General features: G+C 62.6%; 20 protein-coding genes and 1 pseudogene. 9 read left to right on the top strand and 12 right to left on the bottom strand.

Annotated elements, in window-relative coordinates:
- Positions 1 to 197 precede the first annotated feature (197 nt).
- Entirely contained in the window at positions 198 to 503 is a 306-nt protein-coding gene (locus B1790_RS09745; RefSeq protein ID WP_079923017.1) for a hypothetical protein, read from the bottom strand.
- On the bottom strand, positions 500 to 820 hold the full coding sequence (locus tag B1790_RS34235) for a hypothetical protein (RefSeq protein WP_142271212.1): 321 nt from the start codon (positions 818 to 820) through the stop codon (positions 500 to 502). The genes B1790_RS09745 and B1790_RS34235 overlap by 4 nt, the downstream gene beginning before the upstream one ends.
- Before the next feature lie 817 nt (positions 821 to 1,637).
- Here B1790_RS34235 and B1790_RS34655 point away from each other — a divergent pair.
- On the top strand, positions 1,638 to 1,832 hold the full coding sequence (locus B1790_RS34655; protein ID WP_158083802.1) for an AbiV family abortive infection protein: 195 nt from the start codon (positions 1,638 to 1,640) through the stop codon (positions 1,830 to 1,832).
- Between the two features lie 166 nt (positions 1,833 to 1,998).
- A complete protein-coding gene (locus tag B1790_RS34230; protein ID WP_142271210.1) occupies positions 1,999 to 2,397 on the top strand; it encodes a hypothetical protein in 399 nt (132 codons plus the stop codon).
- On the opposite strand, the gene B1790_RS09730 is transcribed toward B1790_RS34230, so the two are convergent.
- The 5 genes and pseudogenes from B1790_RS09730 to B1790_RS09710 form a co-directional block, all read right to left on the bottom strand.
- Positions 2,381 to 3,499 (bottom strand): pentapeptide repeat-containing protein, encoded by a 1,119-nt coding sequence (locus B1790_RS09730; RefSeq protein WP_198951964.1) that lies wholly within the window; start codon positions 3,497 to 3,499, stop codon positions 2,381 to 2,383. The two genes, B1790_RS34230 and B1790_RS09730, sit on opposite strands and share 17 nt — an antisense overlap.
- Before the next feature lie 57 nt (positions 3,500 to 3,556).
- Positions 3,557 to 4,000, bottom strand: coding sequence for a hypothetical protein (locus B1790_RS09725; RefSeq protein WP_142271208.1), 444 nt, complete (start codon positions 3,998 to 4,000; stop codon positions 3,557 to 3,559).
- A 726-nt stretch (positions 4,001 to 4,726) separates the two neighbouring features.
- Positions 4,727 to 4,945, bottom strand: a pseudogene (locus B1790_RS35820) (hypothetical protein); the annotation flags it as partial.
- 151 nt (positions 4,946 to 5,096) lie between these two features.
- Positions 5,097 to 5,810, bottom strand: a complete 714-nt coding sequence (locus B1790_RS09715) for an SDR family NAD(P)-dependent oxidoreductase (protein ID WP_079923012.1) — start codon at positions 5,808 to 5,810, stop codon at positions 5,097 to 5,099.
- A gap of 136 nt (positions 5,811 to 5,946) precedes the next feature.
- Entirely contained in the window at positions 5,947 to 6,765 is an 819-nt protein-coding gene (locus B1790_RS09710) for an alpha/beta fold hydrolase (RefSeq protein ID WP_198951963.1), read from the bottom strand.
- Between the two features lie 488 nt (positions 6,766 to 7,253).
- Between B1790_RS09710 and B1790_RS09705 the strand changes: the two genes are divergently transcribed.
- From B1790_RS09705 to B1790_RS09680, 5 genes are all read left to right on the top strand, one after another.
- On the top strand, positions 7,254 to 7,883 hold the full coding sequence (locus B1790_RS09705) for a TetR/AcrR family transcriptional regulator (RefSeq protein ID WP_369832322.1): 630 nt from the start codon (positions 7,254 to 7,256) through the stop codon (positions 7,881 to 7,883).
- A gap of 599 nt (positions 7,884 to 8,482) precedes the next feature.
- A complete protein-coding gene (locus B1790_RS09700; protein WP_079923009.1) occupies positions 8,483 to 9,997 on the top strand; it encodes an NAD(P)/FAD-dependent oxidoreductase in 1,515 nt (504 codons plus the stop codon).
- A 387-nt stretch (positions 9,998 to 10,384) separates the two neighbouring features.
- Positions 10,385 to 11,200, top strand: a complete 816-nt coding sequence (locus B1790_RS09690) for an SDR family NAD(P)-dependent oxidoreductase (protein ID WP_079923007.1) — start codon at positions 10,385 to 10,387, stop codon at positions 11,198 to 11,200.
- 483 nt (positions 11,201 to 11,683) lie between these two features.
- The gene (locus B1790_RS09685) at positions 11,684 to 13,933 is read left to right on the top strand and encodes a LuxR C-terminal-related transcriptional regulator (RefSeq protein WP_233165039.1); all 2,250 of its coding nucleotides are present in this window, start codon (positions 11,684 to 11,686) and stop codon (positions 13,931 to 13,933) included.
- A 218-nt stretch (positions 13,934 to 14,151) separates the two neighbouring features.
- The gene (locus tag B1790_RS09680; protein ID WP_233165038.1) at positions 14,152 to 14,379 is read left to right on the top strand and encodes a hypothetical protein; all 228 of its coding nucleotides are present in this window, start codon (positions 14,152 to 14,154) and stop codon (positions 14,377 to 14,379) included.
- Between the two features lie 10 nt (positions 14,380 to 14,389).
- Here B1790_RS09680 and B1790_RS09675 read toward each other — a convergent pair whose 3' ends face one another.
- The gene (locus B1790_RS09675; protein ID WP_079923005.1) at positions 14,390 to 16,624 is read right to left on the bottom strand and encodes a LuxR C-terminal-related transcriptional regulator; all 2,235 of its coding nucleotides are present in this window, start codon (positions 16,622 to 16,624) and stop codon (positions 14,390 to 14,392) included.
- Positions 16,625 to 16,746: 122 nt separating this feature from the next.
- Positions 16,747 to 18,291: an ATP-binding protein gene (locus B1790_RS09670; RefSeq protein ID WP_079923004.1), complete on the bottom strand. Its 1,545-nt coding sequence runs from the start codon at positions 18,289 to 18,291 to the stop codon at positions 16,747 to 16,749.
- Between the two features lie 716 nt (positions 18,292 to 19,007).
- Here B1790_RS09670 and B1790_RS35815 point away from each other — a divergent pair.
- The gene (locus B1790_RS35815; RefSeq protein ID WP_079923003.1) at positions 19,008 to 19,280 is read left to right on the top strand and encodes an acyl carrier protein; all 273 of its coding nucleotides are present in this window, start codon (positions 19,008 to 19,010) and stop codon (positions 19,278 to 19,280) included.
- 250 nt (positions 19,281 to 19,530) lie between these two features.
- Here B1790_RS35815 and B1790_RS09660 read toward each other — a convergent pair whose 3' ends face one another.
- Positions 19,531 to 21,012, bottom strand: a complete 1,482-nt coding sequence (locus B1790_RS09660) for an NAD(P)/FAD-dependent oxidoreductase (RefSeq protein ID WP_079923002.1) — start codon at positions 21,010 to 21,012, stop codon at positions 19,531 to 19,533.
- Between the two features lie 676 nt (positions 21,013 to 21,688).
- Here B1790_RS09660 and B1790_RS09655 point away from each other — a divergent pair.
- Positions 21,689 to 22,843, top strand: a complete 1,155-nt coding sequence (locus tag B1790_RS09655; RefSeq protein WP_079923001.1) for a helix-turn-helix domain-containing protein — start codon at positions 21,689 to 21,691, stop codon at positions 22,841 to 22,843.
- Between the two features lie 282 nt (positions 22,844 to 23,125).
- On the opposite strand, the gene B1790_RS09650 is transcribed toward B1790_RS09655, so the two are convergent.
- Together B1790_RS09650 and B1790_RS09645 are read right to left on the bottom strand one after the other, a co-directional pair.
- A complete protein-coding gene (locus B1790_RS09650) occupies positions 23,126 to 24,754 on the bottom strand; it encodes a GMC family oxidoreductase (protein WP_079923000.1) in 1,629 nt (542 codons plus the stop codon).
- A gap of 763 nt (positions 24,755 to 25,517) precedes the next feature.
- Positions 25,518 to 26,048: cutinase family protein (locus B1790_RS09645; protein WP_142271206.1), on the bottom strand; the 531-nt coding region annotated here is incomplete at its 5' end.

The following is a 26,048-nucleotide window of genomic DNA, read 5'->3' as shown; positions in this document are numbered from 1 at the left end:
CTCGCTAACTGCGGTGACCCCAGTTTGCCTGATCGGCGCCTGACAGGCTGCGGCCGACTACCAACCGTCGTCCAAGGGTGACTGATCATTTCCACCGGTGCCTGTCAACTTACGGAGCGCGGCTACTCTGGATGAATCCGTAGGTTTATCTGCTGAACCAATGCGCCTAGGTGTTCGTCTTCGTCCACCGCGTCGGCTCAAATCTGTATTGCGTCGGCCGCGACCGCAGGAAGCTCTGCGTGTAAACCTTCGATCACTTGGTTGAATGTCTGAGCAGTGACGATGACAAGCCCACGCATCGTGTCGTGTTCCAAAGGGAAATCGACCTCGTACCCGTGGTGGGCTAATTGGGCTCGCTCGATCACATTAAGAGGGCGTGTGAACCACACGTGCACCACGAACTCGGGGGACTCGTTGCCTTGCGCCAGGCGGTATGTTCTGTGGCTTTCGTCCAGTAGCTCGACCCGCAGGATTCCTAGCTCGGGCTCGTTTGGCTCAGTCACTGCGCGAGCGTAGCTCCGTTGTCCTGTTCAGCGGTCTTGATGATTCGATCTGTTACCTCGACGTGCGACTCAGCGGCTTGACCTGAATACTCGTGTTTTGCAGTCCACCAGTGGATTTCGGAGGCGGCCCACAACTGTCCCGAGGGATTTGCGGTGAAGTCAGGTTGAAAAGAAACCGGAAGCCCGGTTAGCTTTGGGTTGGGGCCGGATTCGACCTCGAATTTCTCGAGGTTCCCGACGCTCCGATGTATATCGCTCACCGTATAGCCACGCGTTTTGAACTGGTTTCGGACCGTAGTTAGCTGATTGTTCGCCATGTCCTCACCTTAGATCGCCGCCGTCGCGGAGTGTGTTGGGTCGCTTCAGCACCTTGCAGAATTCCGTACAACAAGCGACCGATCTGTGCGGGCCAGCGCGAGCACCCTGCGCAACCCCTGACACCGACACCATCGACCCGCCGCCTGGTTCAACTAGGCCATCAGCGGCAACTAGCAAGGCGTTCCAACGACCGCACTAGCCGGGCTACATCATCTGATCCCGGCGGATGGCGTAATGCCAGGTCGAACTCACCGGTATCGGGCTGGGGGAGGTGCCGATCCGGGTGCATAAGCTGCATCGCTTGACGTTGCAGCATCACTGCCATCGCCATGCCAGGGTCATCGGCATCCTGGCCGTGAACTTCGCACAGGTGAACTGTGTTGCTGCCGAACAACTTCTGAAGCCGACGGTGCACCCACCGTCGGCGCCACCACCCCAGGTCCCGCGAGGCCGTCAGCACGCGTCCGCAGAACGTCAGATCGCCACTGTGGATCCCCTCATCCTCGCGGCCAACCGACGCCATCGCGTGCGCCCTGTACTGCCGTACCTTCGTCAGCTCAGGGTCCACGATCTTTCGGACCTCGCGTCGGGCCTCGACAGCTGACCGCCCGCGTTCCTGACGAGTGGTCATCTGTCGTGCGGTTATCCATGACACGACACCGCCAGCTACGGCACCAAGGCCTCCCGAAGCAACGATTGTCGGCCAGTCCACCCCCATCCCCCGAAAGTATCCGAAGGCCGACCTCACACGACGATACGTGCGCCCCGGCGCGCCGACCGCCCGTCAGCGTCGACCCAATCCGGATGATTGGGCATATGACGCTGAGGCTGAATGCCGTGAACTCCCGCGCGTACTGGCGCGCCCTGATGGCCAACGCCGTCGCGTTGGTGGAAGACGCCCACACCTTGCTGGATAAGGGATCCGCCGCCCGCGCCCGGTCCCTGCTGATCCTCGCGCAGGAAGAGCTGGCCCGCGCCACCGCGCTTTACTCCACAGCTATGGCTGCGTAGGAAGGCCGAACCACCACCGTCGAACTGGCCACCCGCCCCCGACCCGACAGACTCCACCGGAATACGTACGAAGAAGCATCTGACTCTGTCGACGGACCACCAGGCGAAGATCGCCCACACCGACCAGTACGGGCTATACCTCGGGCCGTTCTGGGGTGACTACTCCATGCCCATCCCAGGCCGCGATCCCGAAGACGTGAACAGCGAGAAACAGGCCGGGTTCTACGTCGCCGCCATAACCGGACCGGGCGGCGCGTTCGCCTCGCCCATCGATATCGACGGCGCGCCCCTGGCAGCCGAACTGGAACGCGTCGTACGCGTCATCGAAATGGCTTTAGTTCGCGACAACTCGCGGAAGCAAGGCTTGGGGACGGCCCTGGACCCCGACAGCATCCAAGACCTCCACTGGAAGGTTCTGCTGCACGCCCACCCCGAACTATGGGACAACCCATCTACAGACATGGAAGCCCGCCACCCCGGCGACGACTGTCCCGACCCACCGCGCGAAAGTGTTGGGGCACTCCCCAGGCTGACTCCTCCGGAGGTAGTCAGGAATTTTTTTTGAGATTGTCCAGAAATTTGAACAATGACGGGTTCACTCGATTGGCTTTGGCCAGTGCCGGGTTCACTCGGTTGAGATTGATCAGCGCAGCGTAGTACGGCGATGTGCGCAGGTCAGAATCGTCATCGACATGCATCCACCAAGTGTCTGCGACTGCCGGTTGTCCGGGCCGGTCGAGGTGCGGCGAAACTTGCAACACTCGGATGACGCCGTCGGCGACTCTGCGTAGATAGCCATCGTCTGCGTCGTCAAGTGTGGATGGTGTGGGGAGCCATACAGGTTGGCCGCTTTTTGTCTGGATGATGAAGTAGCCCTCGCCTGTGTTGGCGCGGACTAGGGCATCGGCCTGTATGGGTGTCGACCATCTTTGGACGCCGTGGCACCGCAACGCTAATTGCAGAGGACTGGACCAATCCAGTTCCCAATTGCCGTCATCCGACACGACGCGGGCACCCCGATTTAAAGGCGCCAGGTGATCCCCATAAGCCCACCGCGCTGCCAGTAGTTCTCGGTATGCATCAGTTCCAAGGATGCTCACAGAACTGGATCCAGCCGGGTCCCAGTACCGGACTGCCTGCGAGAACGAATCACCGGAGAGAAGGGACGCCATACCGCCATCGTCAACTTCTGCAGTGACATACGGCGGGTCGCTTACATGTATGCCGGTGAGGTCGGCCCCCGTTAGATTCGCACCGGATAGGTCCGCCCCTCGGAGGTCGGCACCCGCTAAGCGGGCACCTCGCAAATCTGCGCCACTAAGGTCGGAGAGCGCGAAGCTATCGGCCGCATCCAGCACTCCACCCATGACGTTGAATTGAAGCTGCCCGGCAGCGTTCGGGATCTCGCCAGCTGCCGTATCTGGTTCGTCTAGACCTGTGCCAGGAGTCCCACCGGGATGCCCTGACGACCGACGCTTCCGTAGCTCCAGGATCCGCTGTTCAACCAACTTTTCTTCAGGGGTCTCGGCCAAGTAGCGGATCCGGTCGGAGACCTCTGTTTCCAGTTCGTGCGCTAGATCTCTTGCAACGATCGCGGCACGCTTCGCTGCGCGGGCCCACCTCTGTGGCTCCATCGCATCGATCTGCTGCTGAAGCGCGTTCGTCATCTGCACCATTCTGAGGCTGAAGGCGTTGCAGCGCTAGCTTCGGAGGTCAGAGCCATGTTAATACATCCCCACCAAGATTTGCTGATACTGAAGCAACGCTGCTTTGAGTGTCGGATCGTCCAGGCGCTTCGCGTCGGCAGCCAGGCTTTTTACCACCTCAGTAATAACCTCAGGAGTGAACAGGCTTGTTCCAGCTTGAGGGGTCGAATCTGAGTTCGGCGTCTGGTCGACAAGCCAAGTGAAGCGTTCCCAGCAGCGGTCAAGGCCCTCGTTGTGACGGTCGTGCGTCCTTGTGAGGTGGCTCGACAGGATCACACCGAATAACGCAACAAACCCGACGACCAAAGTGCTCAACCCGGCGATCACCGTTGCGATTGGCTGACCAGCGATTTTCCAAAAGTCACTCGAGAACGGAACAGAGAATGACTTACCGACAACAAACCCGACAAATAGAAACCAGAGGCCGATAACAAAGGTTAGCCACCAATAAGCGCGACTCACGGAGTGCCGTCCGCTGGCAACATCAGCATGCGTTGGTCGAGTAACTCGTCGACGAACTGAGTCGAAGGACGTTTGCCGCTAGCTTCCAGTGCGGCCTGCCGTACGGCTGCAACGAGTCGCAGTTCAGCATATATTGCGTCATGGTCGCGCACGGACAGATCCTAGAACGCGCAGAGGCATTGTTGGCGTAGCGGATATGCCACGACACGCCGTCGGCCAGTCCCAAAATCGATGCCTGGGCCTACGCTCAAGGCCTTTCGTCGCCTCTTCGCTCTGCACCGACCAAGCATGTCATCTAGGCGGGGGCGCTTCTGCTGGGAACCGGCCGAGCAATTTTCCTACCCGACGTACAGAGGCCTGTGTGCGGCATACTCAGCCTTTTTGAACGTCCCTTTGCAATTCGCTGACACCACCTGCGTAGACGTTCTCGCTTGGTTGACGCGACGGACAGGTCAACTCGGTGATCGGTGAAGGCTGCGGGCCGGACACTGGGCGTGTGCGCCCGCGCGTCCCACTGCCGATTCGATGAGTGACAGCCGCTCTAAGGCAGTCGACGTTTATTCGGCGAGTATGTCCGAGAAACGGCAAGAATCGCCCGGTGGCGTTGGTAACACAAAAACGATGAAATCTGCTGTGCTGCAACGCTTAATAGGCATGCATCGGGCCTTCCGAGAAGCGCAAATCACAAATCCGTTGGTCCTGGGTTCAAGTCCCAGTCGCCCTACGTCAGAGGCTGTTTTTCAAGATCGAGAATCTCGAGTCGACGTTTAGGGCTCGGTCGAGCAGGTCGGCCACCTCGATATGGCTCCTACCTCGGGCCATGTATCTGTCCTGTGTCATGGACACGTTCGTGTGCCCGAGGTGGTCGGCGCCGATCCCGTCCCGCACCTGACTCCATTGCTTGTTGAAGTTGTTGGGGTCGCGCCAGGTGTCCACCGTCGACGGCGGCCGCGGTCGCCGGCGGGACCGCGGACACCGACGTCGCCGCGGCCTGGCTGGACCACGACATCGCCCACAACGGATCGACGGGGCGCGGGTTCACCGACACGAGCGTTCCCACGCTCACCGGGTGGATCACCAGTGGCTCGAGGACGCTTTAGCGTCCCGCGCTCTGCCCACCGTCGACGTGCAGGATTTCACCGGTGACGAACGGGGCGTTCTCCAGGTACATGACTGCCTCGACCACGTCGTTGACCTCACCGAGTCGCCCGAGAGGATGCAGCCGCGCCTTGACCTCGTGGGTGGAAGGATCGTGCATGGGTGTACGGATTACACCGAGAGCCACTGCGTTGCTGCGTATCTTACGATCGGCGTACTCGATTGCCAGCGCCTTGGTGACCCCGTTCAGCCCACCCTTGCTGAGTGACGCCAACGCGGCGGGCACCCGGGAGTTCGCGTGGTCGACCAGGCTCGTGGAGACGTTGACCACGTGGCCCCCGCCCTCGCCGGAGAGCATCGCCTTGACGCCTGCGCGCGTGAGTTCGAAGAACCCTCGAACGTTTACGCCCATGACGGCGGCGTAATCGTCGTCGGTGTAGTCGGTGAACGGCTTGGAGATGAAGATTCCGGCATTGTTGATGACCGTGTCCACCCGTCCGAATCGTGCGAGGGCGGCATCGATGACCGTCGCGCCGATGCCGGGCTTTCCGATGTCGCCCGGCACCGTCAATACGTGGGGATCGTCGCTTGCGTGGATGTTTCGGGAATTGGTCACGACCGCGTACCCGAGTGCACGGTAGGCGGTCACCAGACCTGCGCCGATGCCCCGGGATGCGCCGGTGATAACTGCCACCCTTTGTGTTGAGCTCACGCTGGTTGTCTCCCTCTGTTGTGGTTCCTCGACTGAAATGCGTACTGAGGGTTGGCGACAGACCGTGCCGTCGACGAAGTTCGTTTGTGTTTGCGCGAACCGGGAAGGGCATGCCCGCTCACCGAGTCACGGTTTGTCACCGTGCTGTCATGAACGTCCGGATGTGATCGGCCATCTCGTCGGGGGCGGTGTCCAGCGCGAAGTGACCGCCATCGACGATGTGGATCTGGGCATCGGGTAGGTCGCGCTTGATGGCGTCGGTCTCGTCGATCAAAAACGAAGGGTCGTACTTGCCCCACAACACCATTGTGCGCGGGTGATGCTCCCGGAGCCACGTATCCCAGGTGGCGTAGGACGCCACATTGGTGCGGTAGTCGTAGAACAAATTGGTCTGGATGTTCCCCTGTCTCGGGTCGTTGAGGAATCGGTATTCATCATTCCAAACGTCCGGGTCGTATCGGCCGATGTCGGGGTCGGTCCCCAGGTGTCTCTGGCGGGTTGCGTCGAGCGACAAGAAGTTCGCCCGCAGTTCCGCCTCGTGACCGGTACGGTCGGCCCAGAACGCGCGACGCGGATTCCACAGCGGCCCGAGTGCGTCGGTGTGTAGCGCCGCGTTTTGAATGATCAACCCTTGCAAGCGATCTGGATGCGACAGGATCATCCTCATGCCTACGTCGGCCCCGTAGTCTTGCATGTAGAGGTTGTACTTGCTCAACCCGATCTTCTCGGTGAAGCCGTTCATTACCGCCGACATGTGGTCGAAGGTGTAGTCGAACGACACGGGGTCAGGCCAGTCACTGTTGCCGAAGCCGGGGAGGTCGGGCGCGATGAGATGAAAGCGGTCGGTCAGTCGACTCAACAACGGTTCGAACATTCGTGAGGAGGACGGAAAGCCGTGTAACAGCAGCAGCACTGGCCCGTCTTTCGGTCCGCTTTCTCGGTAGAAGATCGACAATCCGTCGACGTCGACGCTGTGGTAGGCGACGGGACGTTGATTGGTCACCGATGTCACGGTGGACGCGTTCTGGCCCGCACATCCGACCATCGTCGTCACCAGTACCACCGTGGCGAGCAGGGACCGGTACTTCACGAAGGCCGTACGTCCTCCGACAGCTCCGAACCTTCGATGATTCGAGGCGGACGCCGACGCAGTGGTGCGTCTTCGCCCAGGCGCCCGTTGCGGGCCCCGCCTCATCGCGGAACCTGCGGCGGTCGGGCAGAGGACTGGTGAGAAGTGCGTACACGACAGCCACGGTGCGATAAGCACGTCTGCAGTGGAGTTCGCCGTCGGCGGTTGCGGGGACTTGGGTGCGGGTGCGGCGCCTTCTCTGGCGAAGTGACGAGCGGCCGGTCTATGCCCGTCGCCAATTTGCCACGCTGCAAGCCGACTGGTTGTTCCGCGCGAACCAAGGTGCTGTCCCACCGCTGAGCTAGGCTTTGATGGTGCCGAGGACTCCCGCAACGCCGCCGCCGCGGCAAGGGCGTGGCGCCGAGACGCGGGCGCGGATCGTTCGGGCCGCCGCCGACTTGATCCACGCCAAAGGCGTCGGGGCGACCAGTCTGGAGGAGATCTTGGCCGCCAGCGCAGCGGGCAAGTCGCAGTTCTACCAGCATTTCTCCAGTAAGGACGACTTGGTCCAGGACGTCATCGCGTTGCGGGCAGAGCAAATCTTGGGCAGGCAAACGCTGCGTCTGAAGAAGCTGGATTCCTTCAAGGGCCTTCAGCAATGGCGAAATGCGATCGTGCAGAACAACGCGCTGCGTCGTGGTGCGTGGGGATGCGAGCTCGGTTCGCTGGCTGCCGAACTCTCCGACATCGACGAGACCTCCCGGGTGGCTCTGGCGAAGCACTTCGAAGAATGGGAGCAGTTGCTGGCCGAGGCCTTCGCTCGAATGCGCGATCGTGGTGTGCTTCGCGACGACGTCGACACGCAGTTGCTGGCGCTCGGTGTCATGGCGGCACTCCAGGGTGGGTACCTCTTGGCTCAGACCGTGCACAATTCGCGGCCAATGGAGGTCGCGTTGGACATGGCCATCAAACACGTCCGAACCTTCGAGAAGCAGCAGCCCTGATTCCGCCACCTCCGTCGGAGCGCTGGGAAGGGTGTTCGGCACGGTCCTACGCGGCCGTCTGTTCTGGTCGCTCAGCGGGCCCATCCTTCCTTCTTGCGTCGAGACTCAGTCCTTGCCGTCACCCGCGGAAGCGTGGACGGACACCTCGCAGCGTCTAGTTCGGCGGATGCCGACCCAAAAGTTGTACCACACGGGACAAAATGTCCACCGCGGCGTAGGTCCGTGAAGTCACGCGGATTCGACATCCGCCGGGTGAATCGCCTGCTATGTCCGTCTATGGAGCGACAATTCGCCACACGTCCCTCCGGTCGCCGGGCATTACTTCGGCGTGAACTCGGTTGACTGCGCCCAAAAAATGTACTTGACAGGACAAAAGACGCGTTGAACGATGAGCGGGTCAGACCTGCGGACCTGCTACCGCGCACTGCGGGATGCTCGAATACGCCCGACAGCACCGCAGAGCCGTCCAGTGGAAACCGACCTCGTCGCAAGATCCTTCGGGGTCTACATCGCGCGTTGGCGAGACTCACTGTCCTTGGGTCGCTTCCGGAACTCACTGACGGCCCGAGATGCACTGGAGCAAGAGAGGATTCGACACGATGACTGTGCCAGCACCCACCGAGGTCGACGGCCCCGACACGGATGTGAGCGGCGACTACGACGTCGTCGTGCTCGGCGGCGGCCCAGTCGGTATCAACGCCGCGGATCGAGCCCACGCCGAGGGGTTGTCAGTCGCGCTCGTTGAACGCGAACTGGTCGGCGGGGAGTGCAACTACTGGGGGTGCGTGCCCAGCAAGGCACTTCTGCGGCCGGTGCTCGCCCTTGCCGATACTCGTCGAGTGGACGGCGCACGCGAGGCGCTCACCGGCTCCATCAGCCCCGCGGGCGTGTTCGGACGACGGGACCGCTACGTCACCGACTGGCACGACGGCCCTCTGGTCGGCGCAGTCGGGGCAATGGGAGTCGACTTCCTGCGCGGGCACGCACGACTGGACGGACCCGGTCGCATCGCCGTGGACACGGCGGACGACAAGTTGATCGTGTTGCGTGCCCGTCATGCCGTCATCGTCTGCACAGGCAGTACTGCGGCGGTCCCCGACGTCCCGGGCGTGGCCGAAGCAAAGCCCTGGACCAACCGCAGGGCCACCGACAGTAGTGCGGTGCCGTCGCGCCTAGCTGTGGTTGGCGCCGGTGGCATCGGTGTCGAAATGGCCACTGCGTGGCAAGGTCTCGGCTCCCAGGTGACGCTGTTGTCCCGCTACGCACACCTTCTGCCGCGGATGGAGCCATTCGTTGGAGAGCACGTCCGTCGTGGGCTCACCGAGTCAGGCGTCGACGTGCGCACCGGGGTCTCGGTCATCGAATTGCACCGACTCGGCGGCAGTGGTCCGGTCGGCATAACGCTGGACGATGGAACCGAGATCGATGCGGACGAGGTTCTCTTCGCAACCGGGCGGACGCCCAACACCTCCGACATTGGGCTCGAGACCGTTGGTCTCGAGCCGGGGTCCTGGATCGACGTCGACGACACCTGCCTCGTGCGAGGTGTCGACGGCCACTGGCTCTATGCCCTCGGCGATGTCAATCACCGCGCATTGTTGACACACCAGGGCAAGTACCAAGCGCGGATTGCCGGCGCAGCAATCGGCGCGCGCGCGAACGGCAGACCGTTGGACACCAGACCCTGGGGTGTTCACGCAGCGACAGCGGATGGCCTCGCCGTCCCGCAGGCGTATTTCACCGATCCGGAAGTCGGCTCCGTAGGGCTCACCGCCGCACAGGCGGAGCGCAGGGGCCATCGCGTGCATGCCGTAGACGTGGACATGGGCGAAGCGGTGCCCGGTGCAAAGTTCTACGCCGACGGATACGTCGGGCGCGCTCGGATGGTGGTCGACGTCGACCACGGGTTCCTGCACGGGGTGACGTTCGTGGGTCCCGGTGTGGCAGAGATGCTTCACTCCGCCACCATCGCCGTTGCTGCCCGAGTTCCGCTCGAGCGTCTGTGGCATGCCGTGCCTTGTTTTCCCACGATCAGCGAGGTGTGGCTGCGTCTTCTTGAGGGCTATCGCGATGCTGACGCCTCGAACGGCGCGGTAGGAGCGGGGCACGACTGAGTGCGTGCCACACGCGCCGTCGTCCCCGAGTCCGCCGGGGCAATTCCTCACCGTCACCGTCACCACGACCGAGGACGTGGGGAACGCGATCGCCGAAGTGCTTCTCGCTCAACCACGCATCAGCGACGACATCGTGTACGTCGCTGGCATGCGCAACACCACCCGAATGATGCGGGAGCCCAGTCGTAGCGCGAAGAACGTGCGCGACCGGCCAAGCAATCTGCACCCACACACAAGCGCGCTCCGGGGCGCTCGGCCCAGGATGGTGATGCGGGCCAACATGGACCGCAGGAATTCAGGTGTGGACGTCCAGACGCGCCGATCACGCCTGGGGGCGTACTTCGCCGCTGAGCATGCGCCTTGGAAGTCATCAAATGAGGAGCTGGCTTGACGTCGAGAGTGTGGTTCATTACGGGTGCGTCGCGGGGCTTCGGGCGAGAGTGGACCCTGGGCGTGCTTCGCCGCGGTGGTCGTGTCGCCGCGTGTGCGCGCGACACCGCACCGATTGAAGAGATCCGCGACGAGTTCGGTGATGCCGTCTTACCGCTCACGCTCGACGTGACCGACCGTGCCGCCGTCGCCACCGCGATCGCCGCTACTGTCGAGCGGTTCGGCCAGATCGACGTCGTGGTCAACAATGCCGGGTACGGACAGTACGGTTTCGTCGAAGAAGTGTCCGAGGACGAGATTCGCGCTCAGATGGACACGAACTTCTTTGGGGCTGTGTGGGTCACGCAGGCTGCGTTGCCTTACCTGCGGCGTCAGCGCAGCGGACACATCGTGCAAGTCACGTCGACGGCCGGCTTGGTCACTGCCGCAGACGTAGGTGTGTACAGCGCGTCGAAATACGCCTTGGAAGGGATATCTGAAGCACTAGCAGCCGAGGTACGACCCCTGGGCATACACGTCACGATGATAGAGCCGGGCCTATACGACACCGGGTTTGCCGCCCAGGCGAAACGAGCCACCGCGATCGCGGATTATGCAGACGCGCACGCGCAGGCGAACGAGGCCCTCGGCGAGATCCTCGGAGCGGCTAGCGATCCGGCTGACACTGTCGAGTCGCTCCTGGCGATCGTCGATGCAAAGGTCCCGCCGCTGCGGCTGCTGATGGGACCCGGCATGTTCTCACTCGTCAAGTCTGTCTACGACGAGCGCATTGAGGAATGGAGCTCACGGTCCGGCACGGGTGAGGAGTCCTGAAACGTCGGTCCCCCCGCGTCCCGGGTCGACGTGCACGCAACCACTGGCGAAGGCGACCAAATCCAAAGGCGGGCAGTCGATGCCGGCGCGATCAACTCCGACTCCGATTCGGCTCGTGTCGTAGTCGGCAAGGCGCGCGTGGGGGCACTTGCCGTACCGCACCGTGCCAGGCCCGCCAGCACCCCAAAGGAGATTGACCCCCACGCGGCACGTTTGTGCTCGGCGGCACGCGACGCTGCTGTCCCGATTCGACGCGGTGGCGCCAGTGAGCGGGCGATGTACTGCTGCCGGTAGGTCAAGCCGGAGCACCGGGGTTTTACTGTGCCGCCGCATAGGTCAAGGGGGTCACAACCGGCATTTTGGCACGTCGCAAAGGTAGGGTGTTTGTGGCCCGCCGGCCGACCAGACGCCCTGAGGCGGCGGCGGGTACGAAGACGCAGGAGGCGTTTCGCCGTTCGGGACTTGCAGAGAGGACGTCTGCTAGTGACGCTGGGCGAGGAAAGCGGTCAACTCGGCATTTCGCTCGCGACGAAGCTGGTTGCACCTCCTTTGCGCAGCGGGCTGATCGATCGAACCGTGCTGCTGGACGCCCTGTGCGTGACGCCTCACCGCAAGCTCACGTTGCTCAGTGCGCCCGCCGGCTGGGGCAAGACGACGTTGATGGCGCAGTGGACTCGGAGCACGACGCAGACGTTTGCGTGGTTGACCCTGGATGCCACAGACAACGACCCGTCGAGGTTTTGGTCCTGCACCATTGCCGCCCTGCAGAAGGCAACTCCCGGTCTGGGTGCTCGGGCTCTGGAAATGTTGAGGATGGGCGCTGACACCCTTCAGGTGGTGCTGCCGTTGCTGCTCAACGAGTTGGCGGCTGCCGACCGTAATTTGGTGTTGATCTTGGACGAGTACAACGCGGTGGGAAATCCCGTGGTCCACGAGCAGGTGGCCTTCGTCATCGATCGGATGCCCACGACACTGCGGCTGGTGATCGCTACCCGGTCAGATCCGGTGCTGCCGCTGGCGCGGTTGCGAGCCAACGGCGATCTGCTCGAAGTGCGCACCGGTGATCTACGGTTCCGCGCAGCGGAGGCTGAGCTTCTGCTAACCGACGTATTGGGGTTGAATCTCAGCCCGGCCGAAGTGGAAATGCTGTTCGACCGCACGGAGGGGTGGGCCGCTGGGTTGTACCTTGCTGCCCTGTCGTTGGGAGGGCAAAGTGACGGCGCGGCATTCCTGCGCACCTTCGCCGGCGACAATCGGCACATCGTTGACTACCTGATAGCCGAGGTCCTCGACGGGCAACCACCGACACTGCGTAGTTTTCTGCTGCGTACGTCGGTGCTGCGCCGCCTCTCGGGAGAATTGTGTGACGCGGTGTTGCAGTCGACGGGTTCGTCAGCCATCTTGGCCGAGATCGAGAAGAACAACTTGTTTCTCACCTCGTTGGACGAGTCACGGCATTGGTACCGGTACCACCAGCTGTTCGCGGAATTGCTGCGCACCCATCTGCAGTACGTCGAGCCCGAGATGATCCCCGTCTTGCATGAACGCGCGGCGAGCTGGTTCACCGCACGGGGGTTTGCCGATGACGCCGTGTACCACCTCGCCGCCGCTGGCGATACCGCCAGCCTTACCGATTTCATTGCGACTCAGGCAGTCACAGAGGTCAACCGGGGCCGCCTGTCGACGGTGTCGGGGTGGATCGACTTGCTCCCATACGATGTCGCGTTGTCGGACCCGCGTCTGGGCGTGGCTCGGGCCTGGATCGCCTTGGACTCCGGCCATCTCGACACCGCAGGATCGTGGATCGAGGCCGCTGAGGCATGTCTCTCGAGCGACTCGTCCGATCATGAGGTGGTGCGCGATCAATTCGAGGTGGTGCGGGCAGTCTATGAATTCAAGATCGGCCGCGTTGACAATGCTCTGCCGCGGGCCCGGCTAGCGATCGCCGACGGTGTCAGCGCCCCTCGGTTCGGGCCTACGTTGGGACGGCCGCGCGCGTATTGCTTGCACGGTTCAGCGCTCTATTTCTCTGGTGCGGCGCCAGAAGCGCGGATCGCCTACCAACAGGCACTGCAGTTGGCTGAAGAATTGGGTGATCACCGTGCTCGCGTGTATGCCCTCGGCTATCTAGCTGTCATCGCGGCCGAGGACGAGAAGCTAGAGGATGCTGAAGATTTGGTTCATCGCGCCACTGGTGAAAGCCAGAACTTCACCCCCGGTGAGCGTTCCATGGGCGTGATGGCGTCGCTGCTGGCGACCGCGATGATCTCGGAGAGCCGCGGTCATGGTTCACGGGCGCGCCAAGCGGCGGACATGGCAGTCGACGCTGCCTTGCAAGGTGGTGGCGGAGTCCTCGAGGTGGCTAAGGCGCTCGTCGTGCGGGCCGGAATCCTTGAGCGCTGCGGTGATTCGGCGGGCGCAGCTGCTGCCAGGACTGAAGCCGCAGCGGCCTTGAACAACGTAGAGGACGCCTCGATCGTGCGCCGGCTGCTGGGACCTAGTCCACGTTCTGAGCTGGCCGAGAGCGCAACTGAGCCGGGCGAGCGGCTCACCAGCAAGGAACTCGAAGTGGTTCGGCTGTTGGCCACTCGGCTCTCGCGGCGGGAGATTGGGGACCGACTCTACGTGTCGATCAACACCGTCAAGACGCATCAACGAGCCGTATACCGCAAGTTCGGTGTAGACACCAGGGCAGAGGCTGTGCGTCGGGCCAAGGAGCTCGGCCTCCTGTAGAGGTTCAGAGGGCACACACTGACGCCGGCGCACACGAGACAGTCTCGGGTGGCGGTCCGATCTCCTTGAACCGTCACTGATCTGGTGTTCGCTTGTACGTGCGTGTCATTGCGATCGTGCCGTTTCGTCTATCACCCGGGTGAGATGACGGAAACGGGTGATGACGATTCACCCCGCGGAGGCGAATGCTGGCGACCAGTTCGCGAGAGGACCTGCCTGTGAAGCCGACGCCATACCGCATCCTGATTCGCGGACAGCTCAGTGAGCGGCTAGCCGCAGCATTCGATGGAATGGTGCTGCGGGTGGGCGATGGCGAGACGGAATTGACCGGACTGATCCGCGACCAGTCGGAGCTGTATGGGCTTCTCGACCGAGTGCGCAGTCTCGGACTCGATCTGATCAGCGCGTATCCGATGGTGACCACTGATGGCGACGGGGTTCCCTGATCGACGACGCCTAAAGGATGCCGCGCTGGCGTGCGCAGCCAAGTGCTGCCGCCCGGTCTGACGCGCCCAGTTTGCGATAGAGGGCCCGTTGGTGACTCTTGACGGTGTTGACGGAGATGAACAGCCGCCGCCCAATCTCCGCCCGTGACAGCGGAAGTCTCATCAGGTGCAGAACGGCCAACTCCTGGGCACTGAGCTGTTCTTGGCTGTGCCGGCGGTTGGTGGGTTCGCGGGACCGGTTGGACGCCTTCGCCGCAATCGCCAAGATCTCTCGCGCAGGCCCGGGATCGACGGCGCCGGCCAACACCTGCGCGGCCTCGGTCAGCGCAGTCTGAGCTGCTGCAGTGTCACCGAGATGCCCGAGGATCTCCGATTGAGTGACGAGTGCGTGTGCAATTTCGATGACGCCGCCGCCCCGCCGGGCCAGAGCCACCGCCATCGTTGCGGCGTCGGCGGCGGCGACGCGATCGTGCCGCCGGTCGAAGATCTTGGCCTTGGCCAAGGAGGTCATCATGTCGACGAAGTGCGCATCCTCCGTGAGGTCTCGGGTGATTTGCTCGACGAGAAGGTCCGCCTGGTCGAGGCGCCCATGCTGGGCAGCGATCACCGCGAGGTATCCCAGGGCGTAGGCGCGGCCGAGGTGGTTGTTCGCCTTGGCGGCCAGTCGGGCCGCGCGCTGGTATGCGATCTGCGCACCATGAGTGTCACCGGACCAGTACAGGCCCGAACCGTAGATGCAGTAGGCCGCTGACGGGCCTATTCGCACATCTGAGAGGTCCATGTCGACGGCCTGTCGCGCGAGGACGAGTGTCTGGCCCAGGTCACCGACCTTGAATCGGCAAACCGCACGGAGAACGACGAGTTCGGCTGGTATGAACCCGATATCGGTGACTGAGTGGACGGCTGTGTCGATCCACGCCTCGGCCTCGTCGTGGCGTCCGCTGTCCAACGCAATCCAGGCGCGGGCAACGCAGAGGCGTGGATCGGCGGCGACTACGTCCCGCGGCAGCCGGTCAAGCAAGCTGGAAACAGTGGTCAGGCGTCCTACGTTGAATTCGGCAGCCCAGACAGACGCGACCAACTCTGCAGCGGTCGCTTCATCGCCTGCTGCGATCAAGTGTCGAACCGTTTCATCGGGGAGACCGGCGGTGCTGTACCACGCTGCTGCGCGGCGGTGCAGCACCTCGATCACGGTAGGTGACGTGCGTCGCAGCTCTTTGTAGAGCATGTCCGCGAACAAGTGATGGTACCGGTACCAGCCGCGGGACGAATCCAGCGGAATGAGAAAGAGGTTGTCTAGCTCGATCTGGTAGAGCAACGATTCCGAGCCAGTGGTATCCAGCAGCGCGTCGCACAGTGGGCCGTTGAGGTGGGTCAGTATCGAGGTGTGCAGCAGAAAGTTGCGGACCGCCTCGCTTTGGCCGGCGAGCACTTCGCTACTCAGGTAGTCGACGACATGGCGGTTGTCGCTGACGAACTCGGCGACGAATGCGTGCCTGTTCGTGTGCGCGGCAAGGGACAATCCGACCAGGTGCAGCCCCGCTACCCATCCTTCGGTTCGCTCGCCGAGCAGGCTTATTTCGTTGTCGGAGAGTTCAAGTCCCAAGATGTCATTGAGCACGCCGGTGACTTCCTCCGGCGCCAACCGTAGGTCCGCACTGCGTACTTCGTGCAATTCGGCGGCCGCACGGAGGCGGCCGAGGGGGAGCGTGGGATCTGACCGGGTCGCCAACACCAGTCGGAGGTTGGTCGGCATCATCTCGACCAAGAATGTCATCTGCTTGTGTATCACCTGTTTGGTGACGAGGTGATAGTCGTCGAGGACGAGTACGACGACGTCCCGGTGGGACTGGATCTCGTTGAGCAGCGTGGGCAGAACGACCTCCGTGATGTCGGCGCCCATCTCCAACAGATCCGACACACGCGTCGACATGACTTCGACGGCCTGCTGCAGTGCGGTAATCAAATAGGTCCAGAACTGAGTGGGATCGTTGTCCGCGCGATCCATTCCTACCCAAGCGATCCGGCGATCAGGGTGGCCAGCCAGCCACTGGGCCAGCACCGTGGTCTTTCCCCAACCTGCTGGTGCACTGAGGAGCGTGAGCTTCCTCGTGGTGATGCCGCGCTCCAAGTCGTCGACGAGTGCTGCGCGAAAAAGGGTTCGGTGACTGAGGTGGGGGCCAGCCAGCTTGGTGGCGAGGACGACGGGCGCGTGTGGCCGGCTGGGGCTATTGCCAACGGGCACAGCGCCGCGCCTGCTGACGGCTGCGCCGTCACGACGCGCAGATCCCGATGGCTTTGACACCTTGAACCAACCTACCTATTCGTTATGCGTTGCCGTGCTGCGTCGAAACCCCGTCCTGATCTTCACCGTTCCGCTGGGTGAGTGCCTTGAATTGGCAAACATGCCGTGAACCGGGTGGCGCCGGGCTGCGATGTCACGCTGAGCGAACCGTGGTGCACGCCTACGACGGTTCGCCAGGCCAAATCCAAGCCCATCCCAACACCGTGACCCACGGGCTTCGTGGTGAAGAAAGGCAGGAAGATGCGATCGTGAATGGCGGGGTCTATGCCAATGCCGTTGTCGCATATATCAACTCGGATGACACCCGGCTCGGGCTGGTCGGTGCGTACGGTGATCGTTCCATTGTCGGCGTCGAGGGCGTGTAGGGCATCCACGGCGTTGGCGATGATGTTGGTCCACGCTTGGTTGAGTTCGCCGGCGAAGCACAGCAAGGGTGGCAGATCGTCGGCGTAGTCCCGCTCGACGACGATCCCGGCGCCAAAGGCTCCCGCCATGACGGCCAGGGTGCTCTCCAGCAGTTCGTTGATGTCGCACATCGCCAGCGGGGCACTATCCATCTGTGAATAGCGTTGAGCCGATGCAACGAGGGCGCTGACCTCGGCGGCGGCCGAGGCGAGCTCGTCGAGAAGCATCAGGGTGTCCACCCGTTCGGTGAGCGCAGCCACAACCATCTCGAATCGGCCGGGGGACCGGTCGTCACTGACTGCTTCGACGACCCGCTGCAACCACGTCTCAGTTACACCGGCAGCAGCCAGAATCGGCGCCATCTCCCACGGCTGCTCGACACCTTGCCTCGTCAGCCAGTCGTCGAGCCCTTCCTCTCGACGAGTTCGCTCGAGTGCCGATGGCGCTGCCATTCTCGGGGCGTGCACCGTCGCCGCCACCTCGGTCCGGAACCGTTGGTAGGCCGTTGCCTCCGCCATGGACAGGGCCCCGGCTGGTAGAAATTGGCGATCCGCCAGCTGATGACTACGTAACTGCGAGGCAATCCGAGTGATTGCACCCGCCGGATTGTTCAGCCCGTGCATGAGGCCGGCTGTCAGTGTTCCAAGGGCTTGGATTCGACGTTGCTGGTCGATGACCTGATGCACACCCTCGTGGTCGACGTGCATCCCTTGAAGTAGATGCACCGCCATCGGGTACTGGGTCTTGACGAACTCCCCAAAGAAATCCCCACTCAGGCATATGACCCGAGTTGGCCCAGTGGCCCTCACCGAGAATCCGTAGGTCGTCGGCGGCGTTTCGATAAACGAAGCGGTAGCACCAAAGTAGGCGCCTACGTGACTCGTGCGACCAGTCTCGACGTCCCGATCATCGGATCGCTTACAGAGGGCGACTTCACCGTCAACCAGCACGTAGAAGTACTGCGCGGGTTCACCTTCGACGATGATCAGGCCTGATTCGAGGTCGAGCAGGCAACCGTTGTCGGCAAGCAACTGCAGATGTTGATCCGGGAGAGTCTCGAATAGGAACAAGGCCCGAAGCTGGTCCGTCTCAAGCGCTGACTCTTGCGCGATCTGTGCTCGAACCACGCCGACCAGCCTCTCATTCGGTGGTTGGGAAATGCAGCTCGCGGCGATGGCACGGCTGTCAACGGTGCCCGTCACGCGCTACAGCTCGTTGATGATGGTCCGCCTCGGTCTGGGTGCGGACACGTACGGCCCGCCTCGGCCCATTATGTACTGCTCGGTACTAGTGGACAAGCGCGGGGGTGATGACGTGCGCCAGTGGCCGCACACGGTCAGAGGATGATTCCGAAGGGCCGCGACAACCGTCGACCGCATCGAGTCCGCGGCAGGCTCCCGTGTGCCGCAGAGAATCGGCTCCGATGCAGATGGGGCTCGGAAGGGTCTTGGGCCAACGATTTTCGTCGTGGTCGCCACTTTTCATCCACCGGGCTGGCCCCGGGAATCGCATGTGGTCGTAACGGCAATCATCGGGGATCCAGCAATTGCGTCGTCGTCGTGAGTGACTCGTTGACATCGACTGTCCCGTTTAGTACACATATCGAAGTTGATCATGATTGGCGTCGCCTTGCCCTGGCGTTGGGTCGAGACCCGCCCGTCAAGCCAGTCGTCTGTGCATCCGGTCCTCGTGCCGACCGGTGGTGTACATCGGGCGCCCACCTGGACAGGTTGGGAATACAGGGATCGAGACGGATGTGACGGATCGCAGCTCGCCATCTGTTCAACTCCCGTGCGGCGGGGCGTCTTCAATGCGTCCCGCACTGCCGCGGCTGATCAGCTGCCAGGGAGTGCCGTCGGCTTCGCGCTTCATGACTCACCGCACCGTCCGATTTTTAACGCGACGGGGGTGAGCGGACTTGCAGCGCAATCGAACTGACATCACCACCGCCGTCTTCGAGGTCCTAGCTGCCGAACTTGGCGTAGTGGTCGGATCGATCGGTCTCAACGATGCGATCACCAGCCTGCCCGGAGCCAACGTGACACGAATCGTGCGGTCGATTACCCGGCTTGAGAGGCAACTTGGTGTCACAGTGCCCGACGAGGACCTCTTCTCCGCTCGGATCGTTGGTGACCTCGTTGACCTGGTAGCAGGGATCAGTGCGCCCAAGGGAACGGCGGCATCGCAATAGGCGGACGTGCTCGACTCGGGCTCGGGATTGGATCTGACGAACCTGGCGTGCGCACGGGAGTGGATCGGATACGTTCGTCGTCACCAATCTCAATGAGACGAACGTCTTCTTGCCGCGACGATCAGGCGCCGCTGCACCCATTGGACGGGAGGGCGTGCACCCCGTCGTTGCGACACGTCAGATTCTGCTTTCGGACAGAATCCTCGCTATCCGGCGACGGTCATCTCGAGCGTCGTCGAAGGGGCTCGTTTCAATCTCGCAGAGTTAGGTGATCGCCGACCGCCGTTGGGGTTTGAGCCGCGTCGCGGTAGAGGAGATCGTCGGCAACCATGCGTTCGTCGCGTGCGCGGTCAGTTTCGGCCTTGAATTCCTCGCTGATCGAAAATCCTGCGAGCGATGCTTGGCCAAGCCCGATTGACACCAGTGTGCGCGGGAACAGGACGCCGGTCAGATACCCGACGGCTACCGCCCACCGGTTCGAGTTACGGGGTATCGCGTAGAGGTGATAGGCACGCGTCACCACCTTGGCCGCGAAACCAGAAAGGTGGACGTTGAGCGGGTTTGCCACGGCGAAACCGGGTCCCAGGTCGACGACGGTGCCGAGATCGCGGTGTCGGTATTTGCGTGACCGCCCGTATCCAAGGCTGGCCGCCACGTTATTCGCGAGAACTCTGCCTTGTCGGATTGCGTGCTGGGCGGTCGGCGGGGCAATCTTGGACGGGGTGCCGTTGTCCGGCACCGCAGCCGCGTCACCAGCAGCGAAGACGCCCGCCGTCCCGGGAACCCTGAGTTCTTCATCCACCTTGAGGCGGCCCCTCTCGACGGGGAGCCCAAGGCTTGCGATGAGGGGGTGCGCCACTACACCGGCAACCCACGCCACCGTATAAGTCCCGATGCGTTCCCCATCAGTCAGCACCACGTGGTCGTGAGCGACCTCCGCGAGGGTAACGCCAACGCGAATCTGAACGCCGCGCCGTCGGAGCACCTGCTCGGCTCTGGCCGCAAGTTTTGGCCCGAGTTCCGGCATCATCCGTCCCGAGTGCTCGACGAGGATCAAGTTGGCTTCGCCCGGTTGAAAGTCGAACACGCGGGCGGCGGCAGCCGTCATCGCGCACAGTTGTGCGATGAGTTCGGTTCCTGAGTATGACGAGCCGACGACGACGATGGTGCGGCGCGCTACTGCCCGTGCGGGGTCGTCGTCGATGCGTGCCAGTTCAAACTGCTCGAGGATGTGATCACGCAGATACAGTGCCTGCGCCGTGGATTTGAAGCCGCGTGCGTGCTCGGCCAGACCGGGGATGTCGAACAACCGCGTTATCGATCCTGGGGTGAGAATCAAACGATCCCAACCTAATTCGTGACCACCGTTCTCCTGGTCACGACACAGCAGTCTGCCGGCTGCCAAGTCGACGGATTCCACATAGGAACGAACCATGCGGACGCCGGGCAGCAAGTCGAGCAGCGGAACTGTGGCGAACCGTGGATCGATTGCGCCGCTGGCGACCTCGGGCAGCAGTGGGGTATACAGAAGGTAGTCGACAGGCGACACCATTGTCACAGTCGCGTCAGAGCCGTACCGGTCCAACACTTTCCGCAGCAAACGTGCGCATTCGAATCCGGCAAAGCCGCTGCCGACAATGACAACTCGTGGGCCCGCGGGGCTACCGCCGCGAACGCCGTCGTCTCTGCGCGTCCAGCTGCAACGTCGGCGGACTACCCCGAACTTGACCATGCTGTCTCCATTGTTCGATTGGTGCCGCACGATCCAAGTCCCACGACCGGTGGCGGAACCGCAACCTCAATGCGCTCTCGCTCGCGCAATCCGTCTACAGGATGTCTCCACCTCGTCGTGGCGTCGTCACCCTGCTGTCCAAATCACCCGGGTGAACCGCTTGCAGCCAGCACTCAGTCAGGGGTCTCGCTCGGATCGCCGCACAATAGTGGCTCACGAGATGTGATCGCGGTGGCGACCTTTTGGCGGCACTTTCACCGCCCGGCGCGGTGTCACGTGGCCCTGGCGCTCAACGCGTTTCAAGCCTGATCGTGAACTGTGATGCCGTGCGCTCGTGGCCAATTCTCGTGCGTGCTTGGACAAGCGGCGGGGTCGTCCTGCAGGGGAGGGTGATGGGGTACGAGTTTCGGACCTAGACGAGGGAACACTCCAGTGGTGTCACGACCTATGATCACATGGGGGTAGCCGCAGCATGTGGCCGTTGCACCTGCCATTTCACGCCTCAGGCGAACCCAGCGATGTTGGCCTTGGTGCAATCGGCAGGTCGTCGACGGCGTGCACGGTCGCACCCCGCCGTGAGGACGGAGTGGCGTCTGAGAACTGACAACCCCACCCCACGCACCGATGCGCTGATGCGCTGCGAGAATCGGGCAACCATGCGGGACCGGAATCTGCCATGACGGAAGTCCCGCTTGAACAGCACTCCACCGGGCGCGGGCGATTGGAGGTGTTCGCAGGAATCCTCGACGAGTCGTTCGTCCCCCTGAGCATTACGCTCGACGACGTCGGCTCGTTCGTCGGACTTGCTCGTGCCGCCAGTCTTGGTGCCTTGCATGTCAGCGACGTCGCCGTCGGCGGCAGTGTCACCATGCAACGCACTCCGCAGCTGATCGGGCGCAAAGCTCCCGAGTACGTCAAGGTAAACCTGTTACTCCGCGGTCGATGCTTGGTCTCGCAAGACGGTAGGGAGGCCGTGCTGGATCCGGGCGACTTCGTCCTCTATGACACCACTCGCCCCTTTCGCTTTGCGAGCCAAGGTCCCTTTCACATGTACGGAGTCACTGTGCCTAGCAGGCTCTTTCCGCTTCCGGAATCGAGGATGGTGCACCTGACGGCTCGGCGATTTAGTAGTCAGCAGGGCTCGGGGGCGTTCATGGCGCGGTTCATACGTCAGCTTGGCGGTCAGTTCGCCGCAGGCAGACACACGGAAAGCGTCCACTTGGCAGACGCCATGCTCGACTTGCTTACGGCAGCATTCGCCGAGCAATCAGCCGCGCATGATTGTGGGATCGTGGACACGGGTAGAAGTGGGTTGCTCGTGCGAATTCGCGGGTTCATCGAGTCCCGCCTCGCCGACCCACGGCTTGACGTCAGCGCAATTGCTGCCGCGCACCATATTTCAGTTCGCCATCTGCAGAAGCTCTTCGAAGCCGACGGGCAGACCCCGACTGGCTGGGTCCGGAGTCGGCGGATCGAGCAGTGCTGCAGAGATCTGTCCAGCATCGAACTTGTCAACGTTGCAGTGGGGGACGTCGGCCTGAGGTGGGGATTCGTCGACGCGGCCTACTTTTCCAGGGCGTTCAAGGCGAGCTGTGGGCTGTCACCACGGCAGTACCGCGATCGAGTCTTGAAGGCGCAGAGCAGGAACAGCAGTCGACAAAACCGCACCCTGGTGGAAGGCAGGTCCGAAACTGCCGTGGCGCTAGACGGCAGTAGACCCGAGAGCAGCTTTGGTCCCGACCATGCGCTGAACGGGAGAGGGCATCGCCTTGGCGCCCAGATCGGTTGGACAGCAAATGGATCCGACGGTCGAGAGAGTGCGATCGCCTAGGCTGCGCGTCTCGAACCCGAGACCGGTCGGGTTGGTCGGAATTGCGCGCCAAACGCGGCATCCCGAATCGCCCACGTCACCGGCTTCAGTGGCTGGTCATGCCGCGTTGTTGGTCCTTGACGGCCTCCGCCGGCTAGGCGCCTTGCCCAGCCTTCCCGGGTGACAATGGCGGGCACGGCCGCCGCCAAGCCTGGGACGGCTCGGTCGACGGCCGCAATCGTGGGTCGCCGTGCGGCCGACGGAGACTCTCGCCAGCAGATTTCCTCTGCGCCAACGGCCCCTTTAGAGTTCGTGATGGTCGATCAACATGCGCGCCGCTTGTTCACCGATCACCACACACGGGGCCATGGTATTGCCGGTAGTTATGTGCGGCATGATTGAAGCGTCAGCAATGCGTAGGTTTTGTATGCCGTGAACCTGAAGTACGCCGTTGACGACCGCGTCGTCGTCGTGGCCCATTTTGGCTGTGCCGCATTGATGAAAGAACGTCGTCGCGGCGTTGCGGGCAAAGTTCGTCAACCGATCCCTCGTCAGGGTGCCGGGCATCACTTCGCGTTTGACGAATGGTCGTAGGGCCGAAGCGTTACCGATCTCGCGAGCCCAGTCGATGCATGCCAGCGCTGCGTCCACGTCGTCGGGGTGTGAGAGGGTGTTGGCCTCGATGACCGGTGGATGGTTGGGATGGGGTCCGCTTAGCCGCACCCGCCCCCGACTTCTGGGGTGAGTGATCGCAGCGTGCAGCACCCAGCCTGCGTCGGGCAAGCCGAAGTGCATGGCGTTGGTCGACGTCGTATACGGCGCCTCGATTTGGCCGGCGAAGACGTTGGGATGTGGCGAACCACCAATGGTGTCGCCGAAGATGAGGGTTTCCGCCCCGTTGTTGCGGGGGGCCTCGGCTGTGACGTACTCCCACATGCAATCAAAGGCCACATGGTCTTGGAGATTCCGGCCTACACCGCGAAGGTCACCTACGACTGGTATGCCGAGGCGCCGTAGGTCGGTTTGGTCACCGACACCGGATTGTTGAAGCACGGTGGGCGTACCGATTGCCCCAAGGGACAGCACGACTTCCGTCGTGGCTCGAATCCGGCGGGGCGCGCCGTGGCGGATGACTTCGACGCCCACTGCCGTGGTGCCCTCGAAGAGCACCCGTGCGACATGTGTATCGGACAGCACGGTGAGATTGGGTCGGTCCATAAGCGGATACGTATAGGATCGGAACACCGATTCCCGCTGACCATTTCGTACCCGCAGGTCGCCGAGAGCCGCGCCGGAGGCAGCCTCCATCAACGCTCCATTGGCGTGCGGGTAGGTGGAGATTCCCACTGATCGTGCTGCAGCTAGTGTGGCCAGAGCCAATGGATTAGGGTCGACGGCGGGTTCGACGTGGACGGGTCCGCCCACTCCGCGATAGTGGAGATCGGCCGCTCCTTGCCAGTTCTCAATGCGTCGGTAGACGTCCAGAACAGACTCGTAGCTCCATGTCTTGTCTTGGGCGTGCTCAGCGAAGGAGTCCCAATCGTCACGATGCCCCCGTGCCCAGACCATCACGTTGATGCTCGACCCGCCGCCGAGCACTTTGCCCATCGGCCATCGGTCTGATCGATGATTGACATGGGGACTGGGTGCGGTGGCGAAGCTCCAAGACCGCTTAGACCCAAGGTTATTCACCCAACGTTCCGGGATGACCACGTCGGCAGTGTCGTCGTCACCGCCGGCCTCCACCAGCAGCACGCTGACCGCGGGGTTCTCGGCGAGCCTGGCGGCTACCACTGACCCGGACGACCCCGCCCCGCAGACGATGAAGTCGTAACTTGTTTTCAGACTGGTTGTGAGGAGGGCTTGGTTCGCGCGGACGCGTTCTGCGAAAGCCGTGTCTGTGTCGTAGTTTTCACGAGTGGACGAGGTCATGATTTGGTGGGTGTCCTCAAATTCCGTCGGTATGTGCTCTCTATCAGGATGATGCGCTTGCCAGCGGCCTGCTTGTGAACACGTGCACTGAACTTGGCGGCAGGCGCACGACATGGCCGAGCCAGGTGCGGAGCGCGGATGTGGCGACACGAGTCGGACACGTGGACGCACACCTGGGCCACCCGGTGGCGCGTTGGACATGCGGCATGCGTTCCTGCGCAATTCTTCCAACGATCAGTGCACCGCCGTGGCCTGATCCGTACATGATGCCGTGAGATCAGGTGGCTGATGGACACGGACGGGACGATCGTCGCGGTCACCGAGCCCGAATCGGGCCGCGGTCAGGCCACGGACTGCGGTGGACCGCGAAAACCCATCATCGCCAATATAATTGGGGACTAGTTGGTCCCCGCGGTATTGCCATTGCCGCGTCCGCGGCAGTCCACAGACTGTCGGCGCTATGCCCGGGTATACCCAACCCAGCCGGCGGGCCTTGGCTGACAGCGATCCGATGGTTGTGCCCAGCGCGCCGATGATGGGCGCCAGTCGTGGGCGAGGGGGAGGACTGATCGGCAATAGTTAGGGACAGCAACGCTATTCGCCTCGTCGGAGTACCCCTCCATGCGCCGGAAGGTGCTCGTCGCGACAACCTGTTTGGGCGCCCGAAGGAGCGTGGTCGGCCCGAATGAGGTCTTGCCGACCGCGACTCGGACTGCCGGGGAGCCGTACCGTCAGTGGCTCCTCAATGACTCACGAAGGACGATCAGACGTGTTGTGCAGCTGGTGCGGCGGAGAGCTGACTGGCGACGAAATCGGCGGCCTGCTCGGTTGATCCGTCGTCTTGGTACGCCCCGTGAGCGGCCCGATCAAAGCCTCCACTGGAGGAACACACCGGATCTCGAGGTGCGCAGAGCTGAAGGGTTTTGGCGGTCCACTGACCGCTGATCACGATCGGTGGGGCGTTGCGATCCACCAGGTGCAGAAACGATTCCGAAGGAGTTCCAAACAACACCACCGCGGCAACGTGCGAGGACACCGAAACGGGTAGGGGTCCAACGATGCCGTCAGGCAGAACGTAGCCAGCTGGTACTGCGTCGGCCGTCGTGTAGCCGGCTACCGCGGCGCCCTGCGAGTAGCCACCAACTACGATTCTGGTGTCGGAGCATTCGGCGGCGATCGATGCCACCTTGTTCCTCGCGTCTATGACGCCGAGGGCGGCTTGGTCGAAGTTCAACGATGCTGGGTAGTCAACTGCGTAGACACCGACGTCGTTTTGATGGCGCTCGCTGAAATT

The sequence above is a fragment of the Mycobacterium sp. AT1 genome (genome assembly GCF_002043095.1).
In the GTDB taxonomy this organism is placed as follows: domain Bacteria; phylum Actinomycetota; class Actinomycetes; order Mycobacteriales; family Mycobacteriaceae; genus Mycobacterium.
Note: the sequence above shows the minus strand (reverse complement) of the source record. Positions and strands in the feature narration are given on the sequence as shown.